This is a genomic window from Noviherbaspirillum pedocola, assembly GCF_016632335.1.
In the GTDB taxonomy this organism is placed as follows: Bacteria; Pseudomonadota; Gammaproteobacteria; order Burkholderiales; family Burkholderiaceae_D; genus Noviherbaspirillum_A; species Noviherbaspirillum_A pedocola.
This window is the reverse complement of record NZ_JAEPBG010000024.1, coordinates 21,651-40,355: the sequence shown is the minus strand read 5'-3', so window position 1 is coordinate 40,355 and position 18,705 is coordinate 21,651. Positions and strand designations below refer to the sequence as shown.

The 18,705-nt window shown below is 59.3% G+C and carries 17 protein-coding genes; 15 read left to right on the top strand and 2 right to left on the bottom strand.

Annotated features, from left to right (window positions below):
* Positions 1 to 13 precede the first annotated feature (13 nt).
* Positions 14 to 871, bottom strand: coding sequence for a hypothetical protein (locus tag JJB74_RS28860; RefSeq protein WP_200598013.1), 858 nt, complete (start codon positions 869 to 871; stop codon positions 14 to 16).
* Positions 872 to 1,109: 238 nt separating this feature from the next.
* Positions 1,110 to 1,703 carry a helix-turn-helix domain-containing protein gene (locus tag JJB74_RS28855; RefSeq protein ID WP_200598012.1) on the bottom strand — a complete coding sequence of 198 codons (594 nt, stop codon included), beginning with the start codon at positions 1,701 to 1,703 and terminating at the stop codon, positions 1,110 to 1,112.
* A gap of 268 nt (positions 1,704 to 1,971) precedes the next feature.
* Here JJB74_RS28855 and glnT point away from each other — a divergent pair, with 268 nt between their 5' ends.
* From glnT to urtD, 15 genes are all read left to right on the top strand, one after another.
* Positions 1,972 to 3,300: a type III glutamate--ammonia ligase gene (gene glnT, locus JJB74_RS28850; protein ID WP_200598011.1), complete on the top strand. Its 1,329-nt coding sequence runs from the start codon at positions 1,972 to 1,974 to the stop codon at positions 3,298 to 3,300.
* A 68-nt stretch (positions 3,301 to 3,368) separates the two neighbouring features.
* Positions 3,369 to 4,277, top strand: a complete 909-nt coding sequence (locus tag JJB74_RS28845) for a class II glutamine amidotransferase (RefSeq protein WP_200598010.1) — start codon at positions 3,369 to 3,371, stop codon at positions 4,275 to 4,277.
* Complete coding sequence (locus tag JJB74_RS28840) at positions 4,265 to 4,957, top strand: GltB/FmdC/FwdC-like GXGXG domain-containing protein (protein ID WP_200598009.1); 693 nt, start codon at positions 4,265 to 4,267, stop codon at positions 4,955 to 4,957. The genes JJB74_RS28845 and JJB74_RS28840 overlap by 13 nt, the downstream gene beginning before the upstream one ends.
* Positions 4,957 to 6,294 (top strand): FMN-binding glutamate synthase family protein, encoded by a 1,338-nt coding sequence (locus JJB74_RS28835; RefSeq protein WP_200598008.1) that lies wholly within the window; start codon positions 4,957 to 4,959, stop codon positions 6,292 to 6,294. The genes JJB74_RS28840 and JJB74_RS28835 overlap by 1 nt, the downstream gene beginning before the upstream one ends.
* Positions 6,295 to 6,404: 110 nt before the next feature.
* Complete coding sequence (locus tag JJB74_RS28830; RefSeq protein WP_407672441.1) at positions 6,405 to 7,793, top strand: ammonium transporter; 1,389 nt, start codon at positions 6,405 to 6,407, stop codon at positions 7,791 to 7,793.
* Positions 7,794 to 8,363: 570 nt separating this feature from the next.
* Positions 8,364 to 8,819, top strand: coding sequence for an ISAzo13-like element transposase-related protein (locus JJB74_RS28825; RefSeq protein ID WP_200598007.1), 456 nt, complete (start codon positions 8,364 to 8,366; stop codon positions 8,817 to 8,819).
* A gap of 185 nt (positions 8,820 to 9,004) precedes the next feature.
* On the top strand, positions 9,005 to 9,445 hold the full coding sequence (locus JJB74_RS28820) for a hypothetical protein (protein ID WP_200598006.1): 441 nt from the start codon (positions 9,005 to 9,007) through the stop codon (positions 9,443 to 9,445).
* A 105-nt stretch (positions 9,446 to 9,550) separates the two neighbouring features.
* Positions 9,551 to 11,995 carry a N,N-dimethylformamidase beta subunit family domain-containing protein gene (locus JJB74_RS28815; protein WP_200598005.1) on the top strand — a complete coding sequence of 815 codons (2,445 nt, stop codon included), beginning with the start codon at positions 9,551 to 9,553 and terminating at the stop codon, positions 11,993 to 11,995.
* An 85-nt stretch (positions 11,996 to 12,080) separates the two neighbouring features.
* On the top strand, positions 12,081 to 13,205 hold the full coding sequence (locus JJB74_RS28810) for an aromatic ring-hydroxylating oxygenase subunit alpha (protein ID WP_200598004.1): 1,125 nt from the start codon (positions 12,081 to 12,083) through the stop codon (positions 13,203 to 13,205).
* Positions 13,202 to 13,903: a tetratricopeptide repeat protein gene (locus JJB74_RS28805; protein ID WP_200598003.1), complete on the top strand. Its 702-nt coding sequence runs from the start codon at positions 13,202 to 13,204 to the stop codon at positions 13,901 to 13,903. The genes JJB74_RS28810 and JJB74_RS28805 overlap by 4 nt, the downstream gene beginning before the upstream one ends.
* 59 nt (positions 13,904 to 13,962) lie before the next feature.
* Positions 13,963 to 14,262, top strand: a complete 300-nt coding sequence (locus JJB74_RS28800; protein ID WP_200598002.1) for a hypothetical protein — start codon at positions 13,963 to 13,965, stop codon at positions 14,260 to 14,262.
* A 237-nt stretch (positions 14,263 to 14,499) separates the two neighbouring features.
* On the top strand, positions 14,500 to 15,699 hold the full coding sequence (gene urtA, locus JJB74_RS28795) for an urea ABC transporter substrate-binding protein (RefSeq protein WP_200598001.1): 1,200 nt from the start codon (positions 14,500 to 14,502) through the stop codon (positions 15,697 to 15,699).
* 162 nt (positions 15,700 to 15,861) lie between these two features.
* Entirely contained in the window at positions 15,862 to 16,764 is a 903-nt protein-coding gene (gene urtB / locus JJB74_RS28790) for an urea ABC transporter permease subunit UrtB (protein ID WP_200598000.1), read from the top strand.
* Positions 16,761 to 17,969 carry an urea ABC transporter permease subunit UrtC gene (gene urtC / locus JJB74_RS28785; protein WP_200597999.1) on the top strand — a complete coding sequence of 403 codons (1,209 nt, stop codon included), beginning with the start codon at positions 16,761 to 16,763 and terminating at the stop codon, positions 17,967 to 17,969. Before urtB ends, urtC begins: the two co-directional genes overlap by 4 nt.
* On the top strand, positions 17,966 to 18,703 hold the full coding sequence (gene urtD, locus JJB74_RS28780; RefSeq protein ID WP_200597998.1) for an urea ABC transporter ATP-binding protein UrtD: 738 nt from the start codon (positions 17,966 to 17,968) through the stop codon (positions 18,701 to 18,703). Before urtC ends, urtD begins: the two co-directional genes overlap by 4 nt.
* Positions 18,704 to 18,705: the final 2 nt, after the last annotated feature.

Sequence of the window (18,705 nt, the reverse complement as noted above, 5' to 3'; positions counted from 1 at the left end):
ATGGCGGATGAACTTACCTCGTGACCAAGGAGGAGGTCACCGCCGCCAGCATGAAAATCACGCTGAAACCGATCAAGAGAACGGGCAAGCAACCCTTGGCGGTAGGCGAAGGAGGGGACCGCCAAGGCTCTTCGGCAATCTTGACCGGCGGCGGAGGCGGGCGCTCACGCTCGCGATGGGCGCGTTCAAGGGTCTCCGCCCGCTGTTCTGCGGCGACAGTCGGCCGCAATAGTTCACTTGCGCGCTTGTATGCCGTCGTCCGGTTGCTGCCTCCCTGGTGCACAGCACCACTAGGCGAGCTACATTTCCCAAACCAGATGAGATCGTCGCCTCGGTATCGACGAATCGATTGCATGACGCTGGTGTCGCCGGCGAGCATTGCGGCGACCCTTTGAATCGCTTCGTCGCCTGGACCGGCAATTTTGCTGCCATAGGCGCCGCCGACCATCTCCCGATAGACGCGATAAGCGAACCACGCCGCAAGATTCCTTTCGCGCCCAGCCACCGAGAGGCACATGAAAATCTGTTTGAACATAAGTTTTTTTCCGGTGTACCGCGTGTGTGCAACACCGAATGCATCCGCCATGGATTTCAGTTCCGGCGAGGCGATTTTGTCTTTCCAAGTTTCCAGACTGATGAGATCGCTTAGTTCATCGCCGGAGACGCCGTCGGGGATTCTGATACCCAGATTGCGCGCACAGTCCAGTTGACCAGGCGTAGGCGGCTCAGGCGCAAGCTCGTAGACGCTGCTCACCAGCGTGCCGTCGATCTCGGCCTGAAGCCGCGCATCGGTTTCGCTGGCGCAGGTGTAGACGCGTTTGCGCAGTCTGCCGGTGTCGCGGCCGGTACCGACGACTTGGTAGTTAGGCATCTGGGCGGGATGGAAAGCGCATAAGTCGTTGTTCCTACAAAGATTGACGCGGACGCGATGGCAAATCCTGCACCATGTCGAGCATCGACCGGATGAGCCTGAAATCAAAAACGAGAGTTTCTGGCGTAAAACTTCAACTATGGATAATGTGGTTTATCTGCCTATCATTTGTCTGGCTCATCACTATTACAAAACTAGCGCCTTGAGGATACAGGCCTAATCAGCAGTGTCGCGAACGTCACGTTTCTTGGGGTGGGGACGGGTAGATGATAATGGACAGGAACGTAATTGGACATTCCAAAAGGCTTTCCGGGCCATGGGGGATCTCGCCACGGAAGGTCAAGGAATCTCCAGGGGACAAGACATAAGTCTTATCCCCGTGCCGGTACTCGATTTTTCCGCTCAGCATATAAATAAACTCGGTACCCGGATGTTCGAATGAGGGAAATACCTCCGACTCGTGATTGATCGTAATTAGAAAAGGATCGAAGATTTTCGTTGGTCCTTGGTCAAAAGCAAGCAGATGATAAGTATGGCCCCGCTTGCTTCCGCGACGCACCACTTCCATTGCCTGATCCTTTTTAACGAGCTGCGCGCTGCCGCCTGGCATATCGTAATCGCGAAACAGCGTGGCGATCGATACGCCGAGCGCGTGCGAAAGCTTGGCGAGCGTTTCCACGCTAGTGGCGGTCTGTGCATTCTCGATGCGGGACAGCATTCCACGGCTGATGCCCGCGCGATCGGCGACATCCGCTATCGTCAAATGGTTCTGTTGTCTGATGCGACGCACGGTGTTTCCAAGGTGGAGTTCCAGGGAATGTTGTTTCGTCATGTGAAATAGAAGTGAAGTAGGGGCTCAATGATGGCACAGCCTTGATCAGAAAAACATACCAAAGGACTATTGCCCCACCTGCAACATTAGTTTAACCGCGTGAATAAAAATTTCCCTTTAGTTGACTTCTCACCGAGGATTATGCACACTGTTCAAAAATAGTGCTGCATATGCACCTTGCGCTGCAGCGAAGCGGCGTTGGCGAGTGGAAGGTAACGGCGCCTTTCACAAACAGATTTTCTGTTCCAAATCTTTGAGGGAGAGCGTCATGACGCCCATAGAAGCGAAGCAGTATCTTGAAGCAAACAATGTAAAGCTGGTTCTGGCCCAGTTCGTCGACATCTATGGCGTAGCCAAAGCCAAGGCAGTTCCGGTCAAGCATTTCGACGACATACTCAACCAAGGCGCCGGTTTCGCCGGATTTGCCATTTCCGGCATGGGTATCGAACCGCATGGCCCGGATTTCATGGCCATCGGCGATCTGGATACGCTGACGCTTATGCCTTGGCAGCCCGGATATGCGCGCATCGTCTGCAACGGACATGTCAACGGCAAGCCATGGCACCACGACGCACGCGTCGTGCTGCAACAGCAGATCGAGCGGCTGGAGCGCCGCGGCCTGACGTTCTATACCGGGCTCGAACCGGAATTCTCGCTGCTCAAGCGCACTTCAGAGGGCGACATCGCTCCGTTCGACAATACCGATGTGCTCGCAAAGCCCTGTTACGACTACAAAGGCCTCACTCGGGCCGGTGCGTTTCTCGAAAAGCTCGTCAGTTGCCTGCAGGATACCGACATCGACGTCTACCAGATTGACCACGAAGATGCGAACGGACAGTTCGAAGTCAATTACACCTTTGCCGACTGCCTAAGCTCGTGCGACCAGTTCCTGCTGTTCAAGATGGCCGCGTCGGAAATCGCGCATGAGCAGGGGTTGATCTGTTCATTCATGCCCAAACCGTTTTCCAACCGTCCGGGCAACGGCATGCACATGCATATGTCGCTCGGCGACGGGGAACGCAACCTGTTCGAAGATAAGAGCGATTCGCGCGGTCTTGACCTGTCCCGGCTGGCTTACCAGTTCATGGCGGGCGTGCTCAAGCATGCGCCCGCGCTCACCGCACTGTGCGCGCCAACGGTGAATTCCTATAAGCGACTCGTGGTTGGGCGCTCGCTCACCGGGGCCACTTGGGCGCCAGCCTATATCAGCTACGGCGATAACAATCGCTCGTCCATGGTTCGAATTCCCAAGGGCCGGCTCGAACTGCGCCTGCCGGACGGCGCCTGCAATCCGTACCTTGCAACGGCCGCGGTGATCGCCGCCGGGCTGGATGGAATCGAAAACGATCTAGACCCTGGCGAACCGCAAAACACCAACCTCTATCTTCTTTCATCGGCCGAACTCAAGGAACGAGGGATCGGCATCCTGCCGCAGAACCTGCACGCAGCCGTCTCCGCGCTGGAGAAGGACGACGTCGTCCGGCGCGCGCTCGGCCCCATAGCAGACACCTTCATCGAGCTCAAGCAGATGGAATGGGTCGAATACATGCGTCATGTGTCCGACTGGGAAATCACAAGCTATCTTGAATTCTTCTGACAGGGTGAGCAGCACGACGACGCCGCTTACTCGCCTGACAAGTCATCTGATAAAAAAGGAAAATCGCAATGTGCGGAATTGTGGGATTACTGATCAAGAAATCAGAACTGCGCGAACAACTCGGCGACCTAATGGTCCCGATGCTGCTCGGCATGACTGGGCGCGGGCCCGACTCGGCGGGTCTCGCGGTGTTCACCGAGCCCTTGACCGGCCAGGCGCGCAAATACAGCATGTATTCCGGCTTGATCGAAGGCGGTGACGAATTCGACTGGAACGCCCTGGCATCGGCGCTGCGAACGCAATTGAATGCCGAGCCTAGGATCGATGCGAAAGGCAACCATGCGGTGCTGACGGCATCGATCGCGCCAGAACCGTTCAAGGCCTGGCTTGCCGCCCAATACCCCGGCCTCCATCTGCTTTCGGCCGGCAAATCGATTGATCTGTACAAGGACACCGGTACGCCGGCGGAAGTGTCCGAGCGTTACCGCTTTTCATCACTGAAGGGCACGCACCTGGTCGGGCATACCCGCATGGCGACGGAATCGGCCGTCACGCCCGACCGCGCGCATCCTTTCACGGCAGGGGAAGACTTCTGCCTCGTGCACAACGGTTCGCTGTCCAATCACAATGCGATCCGCCGCAAGCTCCAGCCGCTGGGGATCCATTTCGAGACCGACAACGACACCGAGGCAGCCTGCCGTTTCATCGAATGGAGGATGCGCGAAGGGGACGACCTCGAAGCCGCATTGCAGTCTGCCTTCAATGAGCTCGACGGTTTTTACACGCTGCTCATGGGGACCGAGGACAAGCTTGCGCTGGTCCGCGACCCGTTCGCCTGCAAGCCGGCCGTGGTCGCCGAGACCGACGACTACGTCGCCATCGCGTCCGAATTCCGCTCGCTGGCCCATCTGCCGGGCGTAAAGAACGCCGCCGTATTTGAACCCGCGCCCGAGGAGATGTACGTATGGAAAATCTGACGTTCGATCTCACACGGACCCCCTTGCGCGAGCTGAACCAGTTCCTCCACACCGGGATCAAGGAGCGCGAAATCAGGAAGGTCACCGTCCTCAATCCGGACGGCGCGCATAGCATCGCAGCCGGCATGAATGCGCCCATCGATATCGAGATCGCGGGCCACGCAGGCTACTACGCGGCGGGGATGAACCAGCTGGCCCGGGTTACCATCGAGGGGAACGCCGGCACCGGCGTCGCCGAAAACATGATGAGCGGCAGGGTGCATGTGAAAGGCTTCGCTTCCAATGCAGCGGGCGCCACCGCGCAGGGCGGGCTGCTGGTCATCGACGGCGACGCCGGGCTGCGCTGCGGCATTTCGCTCAAGGGCGCCGACATCGTGGTCGGCGGTTCAATCGGCAGCTTTTCCGCCTTCATGGCGCAGGCCGGCAATCTGGTCGTCCTGGGCGATGCCGGCGAAGCGCTCGGCGACTCGCTGTACGAGGCGCGGATTTTCGTGCGCGGGAAAGTGAAAAGCCTCGGAGCGGATTGCGAGGAAAAGCCCATGGTCGCAACGGACCGCCGGATCCTTGCCGATCTGCTGCAGGAGGCCGGCCATGGCGATGTCAGTCCCAATGAATTCACGCTGTACGGCTCCGCCCGCACTCTTTACAACTTCCACGTCGACAATGCAGGAGCCTACTGATGAGCGACCATTCCTCCATCCCAAAGACCTTGCCACGGTTCTCCGCGACCTTCGATCCGCACACCCTAGCTGAGATCCGGCGCGCCGCCGCCACCGGCATCTACGATATCCGCGGAGCCGGCACCAAGCGGAAACTGCCGCATTTCGATGACCTGCTGTTTCTCGGCGCGTCGATTAGCCGTTATCCGCTGGAAGGATACCGTGAGAAGTGCGGAACCGATGTGATCCTCGGCACGCGCTATGCCAAGATGCCGATCCATCTGAAGACCCCTGTTACCATCGCTGGCATGAGCTTTGGGGCGCTGTCCGGGCGCGCCAAGGAGGCGTTGGGACGCGGCGCGACCATTGCCGGCACCAGCACCACGACTGGCGACGGCGGCATGACGCCGGAAGAGCGCGGCCAGTCGAAAATCTTGGTGTACCAGTATCTACCGTCGCGCTATGGCATGAACCCGGACGATCTGCGAAAGGCCGATGCCATCGAGGTCGTCATCGGCCAGGGGGCGAAGCCCGGCGGCGGCGGCATGCTGCTCGGGCAGAAGATCAGCCCCCGCGTAGCGAAGATGCGCTGCCTGCCCGAAGGCATCGACCAGCGTTCCGCCAGCCGTCACCCGGACTGGACCGGCCCGGACGACCTGGAAATAAAGATCGCCGAACTGCGCGAGATCACCGACTGGGAAAAGCCTATCTACGTCAAGGTGGGAGCAACCCGCCCGTACTATGACACGGCCCTCGCGGTGAAATCGGGCGCCGACGTGATAGTGATCGACGGCATGCAGGGCGGGACGGCGGCGACCCAGGAAGTGTTCATCGAGCATGTCGGCATTCCTATTCTCGCGGCGATCCGGCCCGCCGTGCAGGCGCTGCAGGATCTGAACATGCATCGCAAGGTGCAGCTCATCGTGTCGGGTGGCATTCGCAACGGCGCGGACGTGGCCAAGGCGCTTGCCCTGGGCGCCGACGCGGTGGCCATCGGCACCGCGGCGCTGGTTGCCCTCGGCGACAACGATCCTCGGCTGGAGGCACAGTACCAGGCGTTGGGCACCACTGCCGGCGCGTACGACGACTGGCAGGACGGACGCGACCCGGCGGGGATCACTACTCAGGATCCGGAGCTGGCCGAGCGGCTGGACCCGGTGCTCGCCGGACGGCGCTTGGCGAACTATCTCTCTGTCGTGACGATGGAAGCACAAGTGATTGCCCGTGCTTGCGGCAAGTCGCATCTCCACAACCTGGAGCCCGAGGATCTGGTCGCGCTGACAATCGAGGCAGCAGCGATGGCTCAGGTTCCGCTGGCCGGAACCAGCTGGATACCGGGAAAGAACGCTTCGTATTGAACTGGAGTGCCGCATCCACCGGCCGGCAGCCAGCGCCGGCGCTCATGGACGTGAGTATCGCAGCATTAGCGCAGTGACATTGAATCAGACCACTTGAAGGGGAGAACACTGTGAAACGACTATGCAAGTTATTGCTATTTGCCGGACCCTTGCTCTTCTCGCTGCATGCGCTGGCACAAGGGGCAGGGCCACAGGTCAACAAGGGCGACGTAGCCTGGGTAATGCTCTCGACCCTGCTCGTCATCATGATGGCCGTGCCCGGGCTGGCGCTGTTCTACGGCGGCATGGTGCGCAGCAAGAACACGGTATCTGTCCTCACCCAGGTGCTGGCCGTGTTTTCTCTGTTGGGACTGCTGTGGTGTGTCTATGGCTACAGCGTCGCCTTCACTGAGGGGAATGCCTTCTTCGGTGGTCTGGGCAAGCTATTCCTCAAGGGCGTGACGGCTGACAGCATGGCAGCCACCTTCAGCAAGGGAGTTGTGGTGCCCGAGTTCGCCTATATCGCTTTCCAGATGACGTTCGCCGCGATCACGCCGGCGATCATCATCGGCGGATTCGCCGAGCGCGCCAAATTCTCCGCCGTGGTCGCATTCATGGTCCTGTGGTTTACATTTTCCTACCTGCCCATGGCGCACATGGTCTGGTACTGGGCAGGCCCGGACGCCTACACGGACGCGGACGCCGCAGCCAAGGCAGGCGCGACCGCCGGTTTCCTGTTCCAGAAGGGAGCACTCGACTTCGCCGGCGGCACGGTGGTGCATATCAATTCAGCAGTCGCCGCATTGATCGGCGCCATCATGATCGGCAAGCGTACCGGTTACGGCCAGGAACACATGCCGCCGCATAATCTCTCGCTGACATTGATCGGCGGCTCGCTGTTGTGGGTCGGATGGTTCGGCTTCAATGTCGGTTCCAACCTAGAGGCTAACAGTGTGGCGACGATGGCGTTCCTGAACACCTTCCTCGCAAGCTGCGCTGCGGCATCGACATGGCTGTTCGTCGAATGGACCTTCAAAGGCAGGCCATCCCTGCTGGGCGGAATTTCCGGAGCGATCGCCGGCCTTGTCGCGATCACGCCGGCCTGCGGTTTCGTAAGTCCGATGGGCGCGCTGGTAATCGGCCTGATTACCGGCGTTGCCTGCCTGTGGGCGGTGAACGGGCTCAAGCGCTTGCTCAAAGCCGACGATTCGCTCGATGTGTTTGGTATCCATGGCGTGGGAGGAGTGATTGGTGCCCTGCTGACCGCCGTGTTCGCTTCGCCTTCGCTGGGCGGCGCGGGAGTATACGACTATGTGCTCAACAAGGTCGGCGATTACGACATGACGGCGCAGCTCGTCAGCCAGTTCTGGGGTGTTGCCGTGTGCATCCTCTGGTCTGGCGTGGTCTCGCTCGTCGCCTACTATGTCGTTGATAAGACGATCGGCTTGCGCGTGCCGATCGAGCACGAAGTGGAAGGGCTGGACTTGAGCGTGCATGGCGAAGCGGCATATCGCCTGTAACCAGGTAATGCCAAGAGGCGCATAGAAGCGCGGCCCGTCATCGAAAGACGGGCCGCGCTTTTTCTTTCCGGAGTAAGAGGGAAATGCAGCGGTGTCTCGTGACGTTGGTGGGCGACAGAATTGACGCTGCTGGTTATGGTCCGGACCGAGACACCCGGGCCATGGTACCCAACGACCAACCTGCCTGTCGAACAGGTGTCCCTGGAAGAAGCCGTGCGACTTTCCGGACTGCGCAATTGGGTCGAGCAAAGCTAGAAGCAGAATAAGGATGAATTGCGCTGGGCCGATTTAATGGTGCGCAGCGACCGCTCGATTCGCCGGCACTGGATCCTGGTGTATTGCGCCTTCAGCTTTTGCTGGCGATATGAGACCAACCCGGTGCGTGTCATCGATCGATCACAGCAACCGGCTTTGCCGCCAGTGCCGTCAACGGGACGGAAAAAATCAGCCGCGCAATCCTTTACCCATGCTGGACCAAGACCTTGCGCGCGGTACGCGCCCGGCTAGTCCCGGTGCATTGGCTAACGCCGCGGCGTACCGAGGTCCGAGGCGCTTCCGCAGCCCAGCGTCATGATCAGTGTGAGCATATCACTTAGCGCGACGACTTCCATACCATGGGGGGATCCGATCGTCAGTGTCGACACGAAAAAAGAGCTGATCGGCGAGTTCAAGAATGCCGGCAAAACGTGGCGCAGGCTGGCGCAGCCGGTGCTGGTACATGACTGGCCACAGGACGCCATTGGACAAGCGGTGCCCTATGGCGTTTATGAAGTCGGCGCTAATCGAGGCTTCCTTTTTGTCGGGGACTGCTTTGATACGCCAAGCTTTGCCGTCGATACGATAGGCGATTGGCCCGGGTGCACTTTGCACGCTCGAATACGTGCATCGCGCACCATAAAAAACGGCCCGCCGTCATCCATTAAACCTTGGAATCCTTTTTTCCCGCCTGTGGTGCAAATCTGCGCTTTTTTAATACAGAGAATAAAAAATTCGCTCTATTCAAATATGGCACAGCGTTTGCATTAAATCTCCGGTCGCAAGGCACTGCGATTTTCGTGTGCATCCAAACCTGATGTGCTTGGACTTTGCGACGGTCTGACCAATCGATACAGGGTTATCCGGCCAGTCTGCGACGCAAAGCTTTAAGGCTCATGCCGCCTTGGGGTCGATAGCGCCGCTCTTTTGATGAACAACCAGCGAGGAGTTAAAGCATGATCCCAATTCCCAAGAAGGGAACGCCTGAACGCGAACGCCTCATTCAGTTGCACAAGGAATGTACCGAGTCCATGCATGGCGTTGCCGGATTCTCCATCTTGAAATGCGCCACTCCTGGCGATACGACGGTAGTCACCGGCGGCACCCATGAGCATCCGGACTTAAAGCGCGTGCTGCTGCGCATGCGCGGCGCATCGGTCAAGGGCAAGCTGGTAGTGATCTGCACCAAGCCCGATGCGGAATGGCGTATTGGACGGCTGTCCGGCGTCCGCGGCGTGCCGCCCGTCTTCGTGAACGACGACATATACACCAGCGAACAGGACATTCAACACGCCATCTTCGTGATGCGGCTTGACGAGATGCCGGAGACCGATGGCATGCCCGAGCACTATCACGAAGGCTACAAGCGTCGCGACGACAACTGGCCCGTGACCTGATTCACGAAAGAATCCACTTCGACAGCAACCGATTATTTACCGCTTCACCGACCCGCTTGCCGGGAGCCGGTGGGCCATCACAGGAAAAGACTCGATATGTGCGCAATGAGATTAACCGGCTATGCAAATAAATTCAGCGTTCACCCCGGCGAGACAATCAAGTTCTATGTGAATTGCGACGGTCCGGCCAAGTATGACGTTTCGATCGTCCAGATGATCAATGGCGACACCAATCCACGAGGCCCGGGATTCATCGAAAAGAAAATCGCTTCGAAATGCGAAGGGCGCTACGACGGCGTCAAGCAGGTAGTACACAGCGGATCGCATGCATATGTGGCCGACGCGCCGCAATTGCGGGTGGAAAGCTTCACACTGCAATGCTGGATCTGGCCCACCATGCCCAAGACGGATACCCGCTACTGGAAGCATGGGGCGCAGGGCCTTGTAACGAAATGGTCCGACAACAAGGGCTATGGCCTCTTCATCAATGAAGATGGCTGCATCGAGCTGCGCATCAACGAGCAGAAATTCGCCGTGCCTGTGCAGCTGCGCGACCATGCTTGGCATTTCGTCGCAGCGACATTCGATGCCGAGACCGGCGAGGTCACGATCTATCATGAGCCGCAAATCGTCTATGCGCTCGATCCGCTCATCGAACCGGTGACGACCAGCTATTCCGGAACGATCACGCACGAACCAATTCCGCTCGTCATGGCGGGATATGTGGGCAAGCTCGACGCCGGCCAGTCCGGCCGTTCATCCATGCCGCAGGGCGTGATCATTGAAGGACACTACAACGGCAAGCTCGACAGCCCGCGCCTGTGCAATCGCGCGCTGTCCCGGCTCGAGATCGAGACGATGAAAGCCGGTGCGCAGCCGGGGATGACCGAACGCCGCAATTCCGGACCGACCGGCGCTTTGTCCGAATGCATCGTTGCTTCCTGGGACCTCGCTGACGGCATCAATACGATTATATGCAAGGATCATGGGCCATATCGATTCGATGCTCCGTTGGTCAACTGCCCGGTGCGTGCCATCACTGGACACAACTGGTCTGGCCAGAATTTCGACTGGAAATTCGCGCAAAAGGAGTACGGCGCCATCCATTTCCACGATGACGATCTTGACAATGCACGCTGGGACGTCAGCTTCGAATGGGAAGTGCCGGAGGATATCAAGAGCCGGTTCTACGCCGCCAAACTCACCACGCCCGAAGGCGACGAAGACTATATTCCTTTCTGGGTGGTGCCCAAGCTCGGCGCCAAAAAGGAAAAAATCGCCGTGATGGTTCCCACCATCAGCTACATGGCGTATGCCAATGAACATGTGGCCTGCAACGCGGGCGGCGCCGAGCTGTTCGTGTATCGCGTGCCGATCATGCAGCAACAAAACATGTTCCTCGCCGAGCACCGGGAATACGGCGGCTCGATCTATGACACCCATACGGACGGCAGTGGCATCAGCCTCTCATCACGTCTGCGGCCGATATTGAGCATCCGCCCGAAATACGACCACTTCCTAGCACAGGCGCCTTGGCAGTATCCGGCGGATCTGCATCTCATCTACTGGCTGGAAACGATGGGATACGAATACGATGTCTTCACCGACGAAGATCTGACCTACGAAGGCCTGGCCCGCCTCGAGGGCTACAACGTCGTGATCACCGGATCGCATCCGGAACACAATTCGGGTCCGCAGCTCGATGCGCTGCATAACTACACGCAGCGCGGCGGGCGCCTGATGTACATGGGCGCGGACGGCTGGTACTGGGTCCACTCCTATCATCCGGCATATGAAGAACTTGGCCGGGGCGTCGTCACCGAGATGCGGCGCTGCGAATCGGGCATCCGTACCTGGCGCGCCGATCCGGGCGAGTACTACCATCAGGGGACCGGCGAGCTTGGAGGCATGTGGCGCTATCGCGGCCGCTATCTGCATTCGGTGGCTGGCGTCGGCATGTCGTCCGAAGGCTTCGATATCTCGAGCTACTTTTCGCGCACCCCCGATAGCATGGATCCACGCGTGGCGTGGGCGTTCAACGGCATCGACTACGATGAAAAGCTCGGCAATTTTGGCTTGGTCGGAGGCGGGGCAGCAGGACTGGAACTCGACATCGTCGACACCATGCTGGGTTCGCCGCCGCACACGCTGACGGTGGCAACTTCGGCCGGCCGGCATACCGAGGCTTACCTGCTGGTCATGGAAGACTTCGGCTTCAACCAGCAAGGCCTCGACGGCACGGTGCATCCGCGCGTGCGCGCCGATATCACCTTCCACGAAACACCCAATGGCGGCGGCTGCTTCGCATTCAGCTCCATCGCTTACTGCGGATCGTTGCCGTGGAATAACTGTGATAACAACATCTCACGCCTGACGAAGAACGTCCTCGACCGTTTCGCGGCCGACGGACCGTTGCCGGCGCCTCCGGCGGATGCCTTCAGGCACCGCGGGCGCGCCGATTACGAGTCGCCGGCGCTAGCCTCGTCGCAGAAAGCGGAGCCGGCCGTTTCTCCGGCAGTGGAGCCGGCAGTCATGGCAATGCAGAAATAAGAGCTGAACCGGGGCGGCGCTCCAATCCTGCGAGCGCCGCCCCGGACCCTGGTTCAGCCAAAGAGACACTACAGAGGTAATCAGTATGCTCGATAACGATCCTGTTCTGCTGGATTGCAGTGCTCCTCCTTCGTCCGCATTGGCAGCGCCGTCGGCATTGCTCATGCCGGACGCCTACCGCTCTTTCGCCTTCGCATCGCGCGAAGATGCGGCGATCTGGGCGCTCGACTGGATATGCATCGGCAGCCATGCCGACATCCCGAATGCCGGAGACCTGCTGCCGTTCACGGTAGGCGACCACGCGGTCCATGTACAGAGGCAGACCGACGGAACTTTGATCGGCCGTTTCAACCAGGCCCAGCACGGCGGTTGCAGAACAGTACCCCTGCAGTGCCAGCAGGGGACGAAAACGCCATGCTCATTCACATCCTGCGGCCACAGCTTGGATCGCATGCCGTTGCGCGCCGATGAGGTCGGTAGCAATACCCCCGAGATGTACCAATACCTGGGCTTGCGGCCGGAGCGATTGCTGCCAGTGCGCAGCGCCACGCTGGGCCCGCTGATCTTCGTGAACCTTAATCCGCTCGGTGAGGAATTCGATCACACCGCGCGGACATTCGCGCAGGCGATGCCGGCGATCGCCGACACCGCGTGGGAGCGGACTGGACATGCCTTTCTCGGATTCGACGGCAACTGGAAGCTGGTGGGACAGATGCTCGCAGCGGGTAGTGCAACGAGCGTATCGAACGCCGTATTCACGGACCGCATGGCGTTGTTGCAATCGGAATGCGATGCCGGCGACGGTCAGCAATGCGACGAACCGACAACCGCCTTGTGGACCTTCCCGAATCTGCTGATCCTGGCGCAGCCCGGCAGCTTATGCGTCGCATTGCTACAGCCGGTGGCGATCAACCGCACCCGTTGCCGGCTCAGCATCTTCCATGCCGCCGGAGAGGAAAAAAACGGCTTATGGCTCAAGCGGCTTCAGAAAAAGGCCGATGAAATCAAGCAGGTTCAGCGAGCCATGGAAGCATGGGGCACCGCATCGGAATCGGCTTCCCGGTCTGGCAGCCTGCCATTCGCGAATCAGGCATTGAGCGCCTGGCTGAGTGACATGGTCGCGTCACGGTTCGAACGCACGCTGGATCCGACCGCCAATTCTCTTTCCTCGATCACCAGAAACCTTATTCCCATTAGGAGCATGCAATGAACTTACCGTTGAAGAAAAAGGACGAGACGCCGCAATCCCTCGCAGTCGCCGTGGCTGCCTACGAGCACGGACGGTTCGATGAAGCATTCGGTCTGTTTGGCGCGCTCGCCGAGGCCGGAAACGTCCATGCGCAGGCCTGGCTCGGCGCGCTGTACACCAATGGAGAAGGCGTTGCAGCCGATCTGGCCGCCGGCTTCGCCTGGTATCTGGTGGCCGCTCAGAACGGGCACCGGCAATCGCAGACCAATGTGGGCGCCATGCTGCTGTCCGGGCAGGGCGTTGCAGCGGATATCGCCGAAGGCGTGCGGTGGACCACTAGGGCGGCGGAGCAGGGCGATGCGATGGCGCAGTCCAACCTCGCCTCCTTGTATGCCAAGGGAAAGGGCGTCGAGAAAGACGAGGTCGCCGCGACACATTGGTACCTGCGGGCGGCCGAACAGGGGCATTTTCCCTCGCAAGCCCGTGCGGGCTTCATGTATGCCAATGGAAGCGGCATCGAGAAGGACCGGGTGCAGGCATTCGCTTGGCTTTCCCTCGCCGCCCAGCATGGCGTAGGGATGGCGCTGAGCGCGCTCGAAGCGGTTATTGCCGAGATGTCGGCGGAGGAAAAACGGGCCGGCGCAAGCCTGTTCAATCAATGGCGCAACCGGCATGCCGCCGTATCGTCGCCGGCAAGACTGGTCCCGGTCCCCGGATGACCGGAGCGAATGTCGGGCAGAGAAGAAATGGACAGGGAACAGATAAGGAACGACTCGTCATGACGACTTACAGCGTGCAGCAGATCAAGTTCGAATGCCTTTCTTATATCAAGGAGTTCGGGGCGCGGATGGATCAATGGGTGATGGGCATATCCAGCGATCCGTCCCAGGCGCTGGCGCGCCATGGCGTCGATCTGAGCAAAGACATCTGGATATGGAAGCCGGCACTGTCGCAATCGGCCGCACGCGCCGTCCTCGATTTCTTCACGAAGAGATATCAGGTCCGCGCGGCAGAAACGAATACGGAACAGGAAGCGGGCAGCGCGCACTGTGTCTTCATGTTCAAGCGGCAGCCATAGCGATTCAGGATAGTGCATCGTTGCTGGAACGAACATTGCTCATGTATCCAAATAGATCTTTATGTATGCACACATCGGCGTAACGGGAGTGAGGAAGTAAGGACTTGTGCCCGATACGGGGCCGTATTCGGCGGCCAAGGCGGTCGTTGTATCCGCTCGAAATAGTACGCGACCAAATTCGGTGCAAGACCTCGGTATCAAAGCAGTGCATTCATTTAACCAGTCATAAGGTCAACCATGAAAATCACAAAGCGCAATTTCCTGAAGACCATGCTGGGCACAGCCGCTGCAAGCGCTGTCCCGGGTACTCTGATGATGGCAAGCCGCGCCGCCAGCGCAGCCGACCCGATCAAGGTAGGCATTCTCCACTCGATGACCGGGACGATTGCCATCGCCGAGGCGCATGTCGTCGATGCGGAGAAGCTGGCGATTGATGAGATTAATGCCGCTGGTGGTGTGCTCGGACGTCAGATCCAGCCGATCGTCGAGGACGGCGCGAGCGACTGGCCGACCTTCGCGGAGAAGGCGCAGAAACTCCTGGTCAACGACAAAGTGAGCGCGGTCTTCGGCTGCTACACCTCGGCCTCGCGCAAAGCCGTGTTGCCGGTATTCGAGCGCTACAACGGGCTGCTGTACTACCCCACGTACTACGAAGGCCTTGAGCAATCCAAGAACATCATGTACACCGGGCAGGAAGCGACGCAGTCCATCATCCCAGCCGTGGAATGGCTAGCGAAGAACAAGAAAGCGAAGACATTCTTCCTAATCGGTTCAGACTACGTCTGGCCGCGCACCACGAACAAGATCGCCCGCCCGACCATCTCGAGAGTGGGCGGTAAGGTCGTCGGCGAAGAATACTTCCCGCTGGGCGCTTCTGAATTCGCGTCGGTGATCAACAAGATCAAGGCGATCAAGCCCGACGTCATCGTCTCCACGATCGTGGGCGGCTCGAACGTCGGCTTTTATAAGCAGCTCGCGTCCGCCGGTATCACGGGCAAGAACGCGACAATCATGGCCATGGCGGTCTCGGAGGAAGAGGCCATCGGCATCGGCGCCGAAAACCTGGTCGGCGTGCATTCGATCATGGGTTACTTCCAGAGCATCCAGAATCCGGCCAACAAGAAGTTCGTTAGCGCATTCAAGGCCAAGTACGGCCAGGACCGCGTGGTGGGCGACACCATGGAAGCCGGTTATACGGCGGTGTACTTGTGGAAGCTGGCGGTAGAAAAGGCAAACAGCCTGGATGTGCCGAAGGTGGTGGCCGCGTCGTCCAATCTTGCCTTCGACGCTCCGGAAGGGCAGGTCAAGTTCCACGCTGCGAATCATCATTTGTGGAAGCACGCGCGTGTCGGCACCTTCAAGCCCGACGGACAGATCGAGATCATCTACGAATCACCGTTGATCGAACCGAACCCGTTCCCGAAGCTCACGGGATGAAAGGAGGGGTAGGGGAAGGGGAAGGGGAAGGGGAAGGGGAAGGGCTGCACTTCTAAAGGCGGCGTGGCCGCTGTTCTTGTGCGAACGTCCACCCCGCGCGTGCGGCATCGCGCCGCGGGTGCTGGACGGCAAGCATCTTCAATCAATCTTGCGGAACAGACGATGAGTTTCGAAACTTTTGTAATGCAGGCTTTCGGCGGATTGTCGCTTTTCACGGTGCTGGCGCTGATGGCGCTGGGATTGGCCATCGTGTTCGGCCTTATGGGCGTTATCAATATGGCGCACGGCGAACTGATGATCCTCGGCGCCTATATGACGTACCTGACCGCCGAGGTCTTTCAACAATATTTTCCTGCGCTGATGGGGATCTATTTTCTGGTCGGCGTACTGGTTGCGTTCATCGTCACGTTTGCGTTCGGCATGCTGCTCGAACTGGTCATGATCCGGTACCTCTACATGCGGCCGCTCGACACCATGCTCGCCACCTGGGGACTTTCGCTGATCCTGCAGCAACTGTATCGGCAGATCTTCGGTCCGATCGATGTCAGCGTACCGATCGTGAGCTGGCTGCAGGGCGCGTGGCAGGCCGGTGAGGGCATCGAGCTGCCGCTGAGCCGCATCTTCATCCTGTTCCTCACGCTGTTCGTGGCCGCATCCGTCTATTTCTTCCTGTTCCGCAGCCGATGGGGCTTGCGGATACGGGCAGTCACGCAGAACCGGGCGATGGCGGGAGCCGCAGGCATCAATACCGCTCGTGTCGATGCCGTCACCTTCGCGCTTGGTTGCGGCCTTGCCGGCATCGCGGGATCTGCGCTGACGATGCTGGCCTCGACCGGCCCGGGAGCCGGCCAGCAATACGTGGTCGACACCTTCATCGTCGTCGTCTTCGGTGGCGTCGAAAGCCTGCTCGGAACCTTCCTCTCGGCCTTCATGATCGGCCAGATGCAGTCGATGTTTGAGTACGTGCTCAGCGGTTCCATGGCAAAGGCGACCATTCTCACCCTCGTTATCGTTGTCCTGTATTTTCGCCCCAACGGACTGTTTTCCTTAAAGGTGCGTCGATGAACACCAAGCAAGCTACTTCCTCCACCGAGTCGTCTTCAGTATCCGGCCCAGTGGCCGCGCCGGCCAGCGCGGCGGCCACGCGCAACGATGCGCAGCCGAAGGCGCACGCGGCCGCTAGTCCATCGAAGCCATTCCTACCGGTTGCCGCCGCATTCCTGCAGCGTTATGCCCTAGCCATCCTGGCGCTGGTGCTTCTGGTCGTCCTCCCGGTGCTGGCCAGCACCTTCCGGCTGGGACTGTACGGAAAATATCTATCCTTCGGATTCTGCGCAGTGGGTTTGGTGCTGTGCTGGGGATATGGGGGCATCCTGAGTCTTGGGCAGGGCATCTTCTTCGGGCTGGGAAGCTATGCGATAGCGATGTTCATGAAACTTGAAGCCACGGCCGCCGATCCGGCCGCCGCGGTGTTTGGTGCCGCCTTGCCGGATTTTATGGTCTGGAACAGCATCGAAAGCCTGCCTTGGTGGTGGAAGCCTTTCTCCCACGTATGGTTCGCGGTGCCCGCCGCGCTGATCATTCCGGCGGTAGTCGCGTTCGTGCTGGCCTATGCCAACTTCCGCAAGCGCGTCGGCGGCGTGTACTTTTCCATCGTCACCCTGGCACTAGCGTCGATCATGTCGATCATGATCATTGGCCAGCAAGGGTATACCGGCGGCGTCAACGGCATCACAAACCTGCCGACCTTCATGGGCATGAGCGTGCAAAGCGATACCGCGGTATGGGTGATGTACTACGTCACCGCCGTTCTGCTGCTCGGCGCCGTGGTCGTCAGCACTTTCATCCTACGCAGCCGGCTGGGAAAGGTGTTGATCGCCATCCGCGACCGCGAGGACCGGATTCGGTTCTCTGGCTATGACCCGGCGATGTTCAAGGGTTTCGTGTTCGCGGTGGCCGCCATGTTTTCGGCGATCGGCGGTGTGATGTTCACCCTGCAGGTCGGCTTCGCGTCGCCCTCAGTGGCAGGCATTGTCCCGTCGATCGAGATGGTGATCTATGCGGCCGTGGGTGGCAGACTTTCGGTGGTCGGAGCGGTGTATGGCGCGCTGATGGTCGGCATGATGAAAACCTACTTCTCCGAAACATTCGTTAGCGTCTGGTTGTATCTCATCGGCGCATTGTTCATCGTCGTTACGATGTTCCTCCCCAAGGGCCTGGCAGGCGTGCTCGACAGGCTCAGCGGCCGCAACGAAAAGGATGTGTCATGAACAAGATGATCCTGTCGGTGGAAGACCTGACGGTCTCGTTCGACGGCTTCAATGCCGTCGATAACCTCAATTTCTACGTGGCCCCGAACGAGCTGCATGTGGTCATCGGCCCCAACGGCGCCGGAAAGACAACGCTGCTCGACATGATCTGCGGCAAAACCAAGCCGACCAAGGGGACCATTTCCTTCAAGGGACTGAACCTGGAACGCATGCTCGAATACCAGATCACGCGTGCCGGCGTCGGGCGCAAGTTTCAGAACCCGTTGGTGTATGAAGACCTCACGGTGTTCGAGAATCTCGAGATCTCTTATCCGCGCAAGCGCGATGTGTTTGGCTCCCTGTTCTTCGAATGCGACGCCACGGTGCGGGACCGCATCGAAGAAAACGCGCGATTGATTTTTCTCGACGACCAGCTGCAACGGAAGGCCGGCCTGCTGTCGCACGGGCAGAAACAGTGGCTGGAGATCGGGATGCTGCTGATGCAGGAACCGGAACTGCTGCTGCTCGACGAACCGGTCGCCGGCATGAGTGCCAAGGAACGGGAGAAGACTGGTGAACTGCTGCGCAACATCGCGCAGAACCGCTCCATGGTCGTGATCGAGCACGACATGGAGTTCGTCAAGGCGATCGCCCACAAAGTCACGGTGCTCCACCAAGGAAAAAAGCTCGCGGAAGGCGCGATGGAGAAGGTGCAGAGCGATCCGCGCGTGATCGAAGTTTACTTGGGCCATTAAAT

Coding starts and splice junctions, on each gene's coding strand:
- JJB74_RS28860 (WP_200598013.1), bottom strand. CDS start 871: ATGCCTAACTACCAAGTCGTCGGTACCGGCCGCGACACCGGCAGACTG.
- JJB74_RS28855 (WP_200598012.1), bottom strand. CDS start 1,703: ATGACGAAACAACATTCCCTGGAACTCCACCTTGGAAACACCGTGCGT.
- glnT (WP_200598011.1), top strand. CDS start 1,972: ATGACGCCCATAGAAGCGAAGCAGTATCTTGAAGCAAACAATGTAAAG.
- JJB74_RS28845 (WP_200598010.1), top strand. CDS start 3,369: ATGTGCGGAATTGTGGGATTACTGATCAAGAAATCAGAACTGCGCGAA.
- JJB74_RS28840 (WP_200598009.1), top strand. CDS start 4,265: ATGGAAAATCTGACGTTCGATCTCACACGGACCCCCTTGCGCGAGCTG.
- JJB74_RS28835 (WP_200598008.1), top strand. CDS start 4,957: ATGAGCGACCATTCCTCCATCCCAAAGACCTTGCCACGGTTCTCCGCG.
- JJB74_RS28825 (WP_200598007.1), top strand. CDS start 8,364: ATGATCAGTGTGAGCATATCACTTAGCGCGACGACTTCCATACCATGG.
- JJB74_RS28820 (WP_200598006.1), top strand. CDS start 9,005: ATGATCCCAATTCCCAAGAAGGGAACGCCTGAACGCGAACGCCTCATT.
- JJB74_RS28815 (WP_200598005.1), top strand. CDS start 9,551: ATGAGATTAACCGGCTATGCAAATAAATTCAGCGTTCACCCCGGCGAG.
- JJB74_RS28810 (WP_200598004.1), top strand. CDS start 12,081: ATGCTCGATAACGATCCTGTTCTGCTGGATTGCAGTGCTCCTCCTTCG.
- JJB74_RS28805 (WP_200598003.1), top strand. CDS start 13,202: ATGAACTTACCGTTGAAGAAAAAGGACGAGACGCCGCAATCCCTCGCA.
- JJB74_RS28800 (WP_200598002.1), top strand. CDS start 13,963: ATGACGACTTACAGCGTGCAGCAGATCAAGTTCGAATGCCTTTCTTAT.
- urtA (WP_200598001.1), top strand. CDS start 14,500: ATGAAAATCACAAAGCGCAATTTCCTGAAGACCATGCTGGGCACAGCC.
- urtB (WP_200598000.1), top strand. CDS start 15,862: ATGAGTTTCGAAACTTTTGTAATGCAGGCTTTCGGCGGATTGTCGCTT.
- urtC (WP_200597999.1), top strand. CDS start 16,761: ATGAACACCAAGCAAGCTACTTCCTCCACCGAGTCGTCTTCAGTATCC.
- urtD (WP_200597998.1), top strand. CDS start 17,966: ATGAACAAGATGATCCTGTCGGTGGAAGACCTGACGGTCTCGTTCGAC.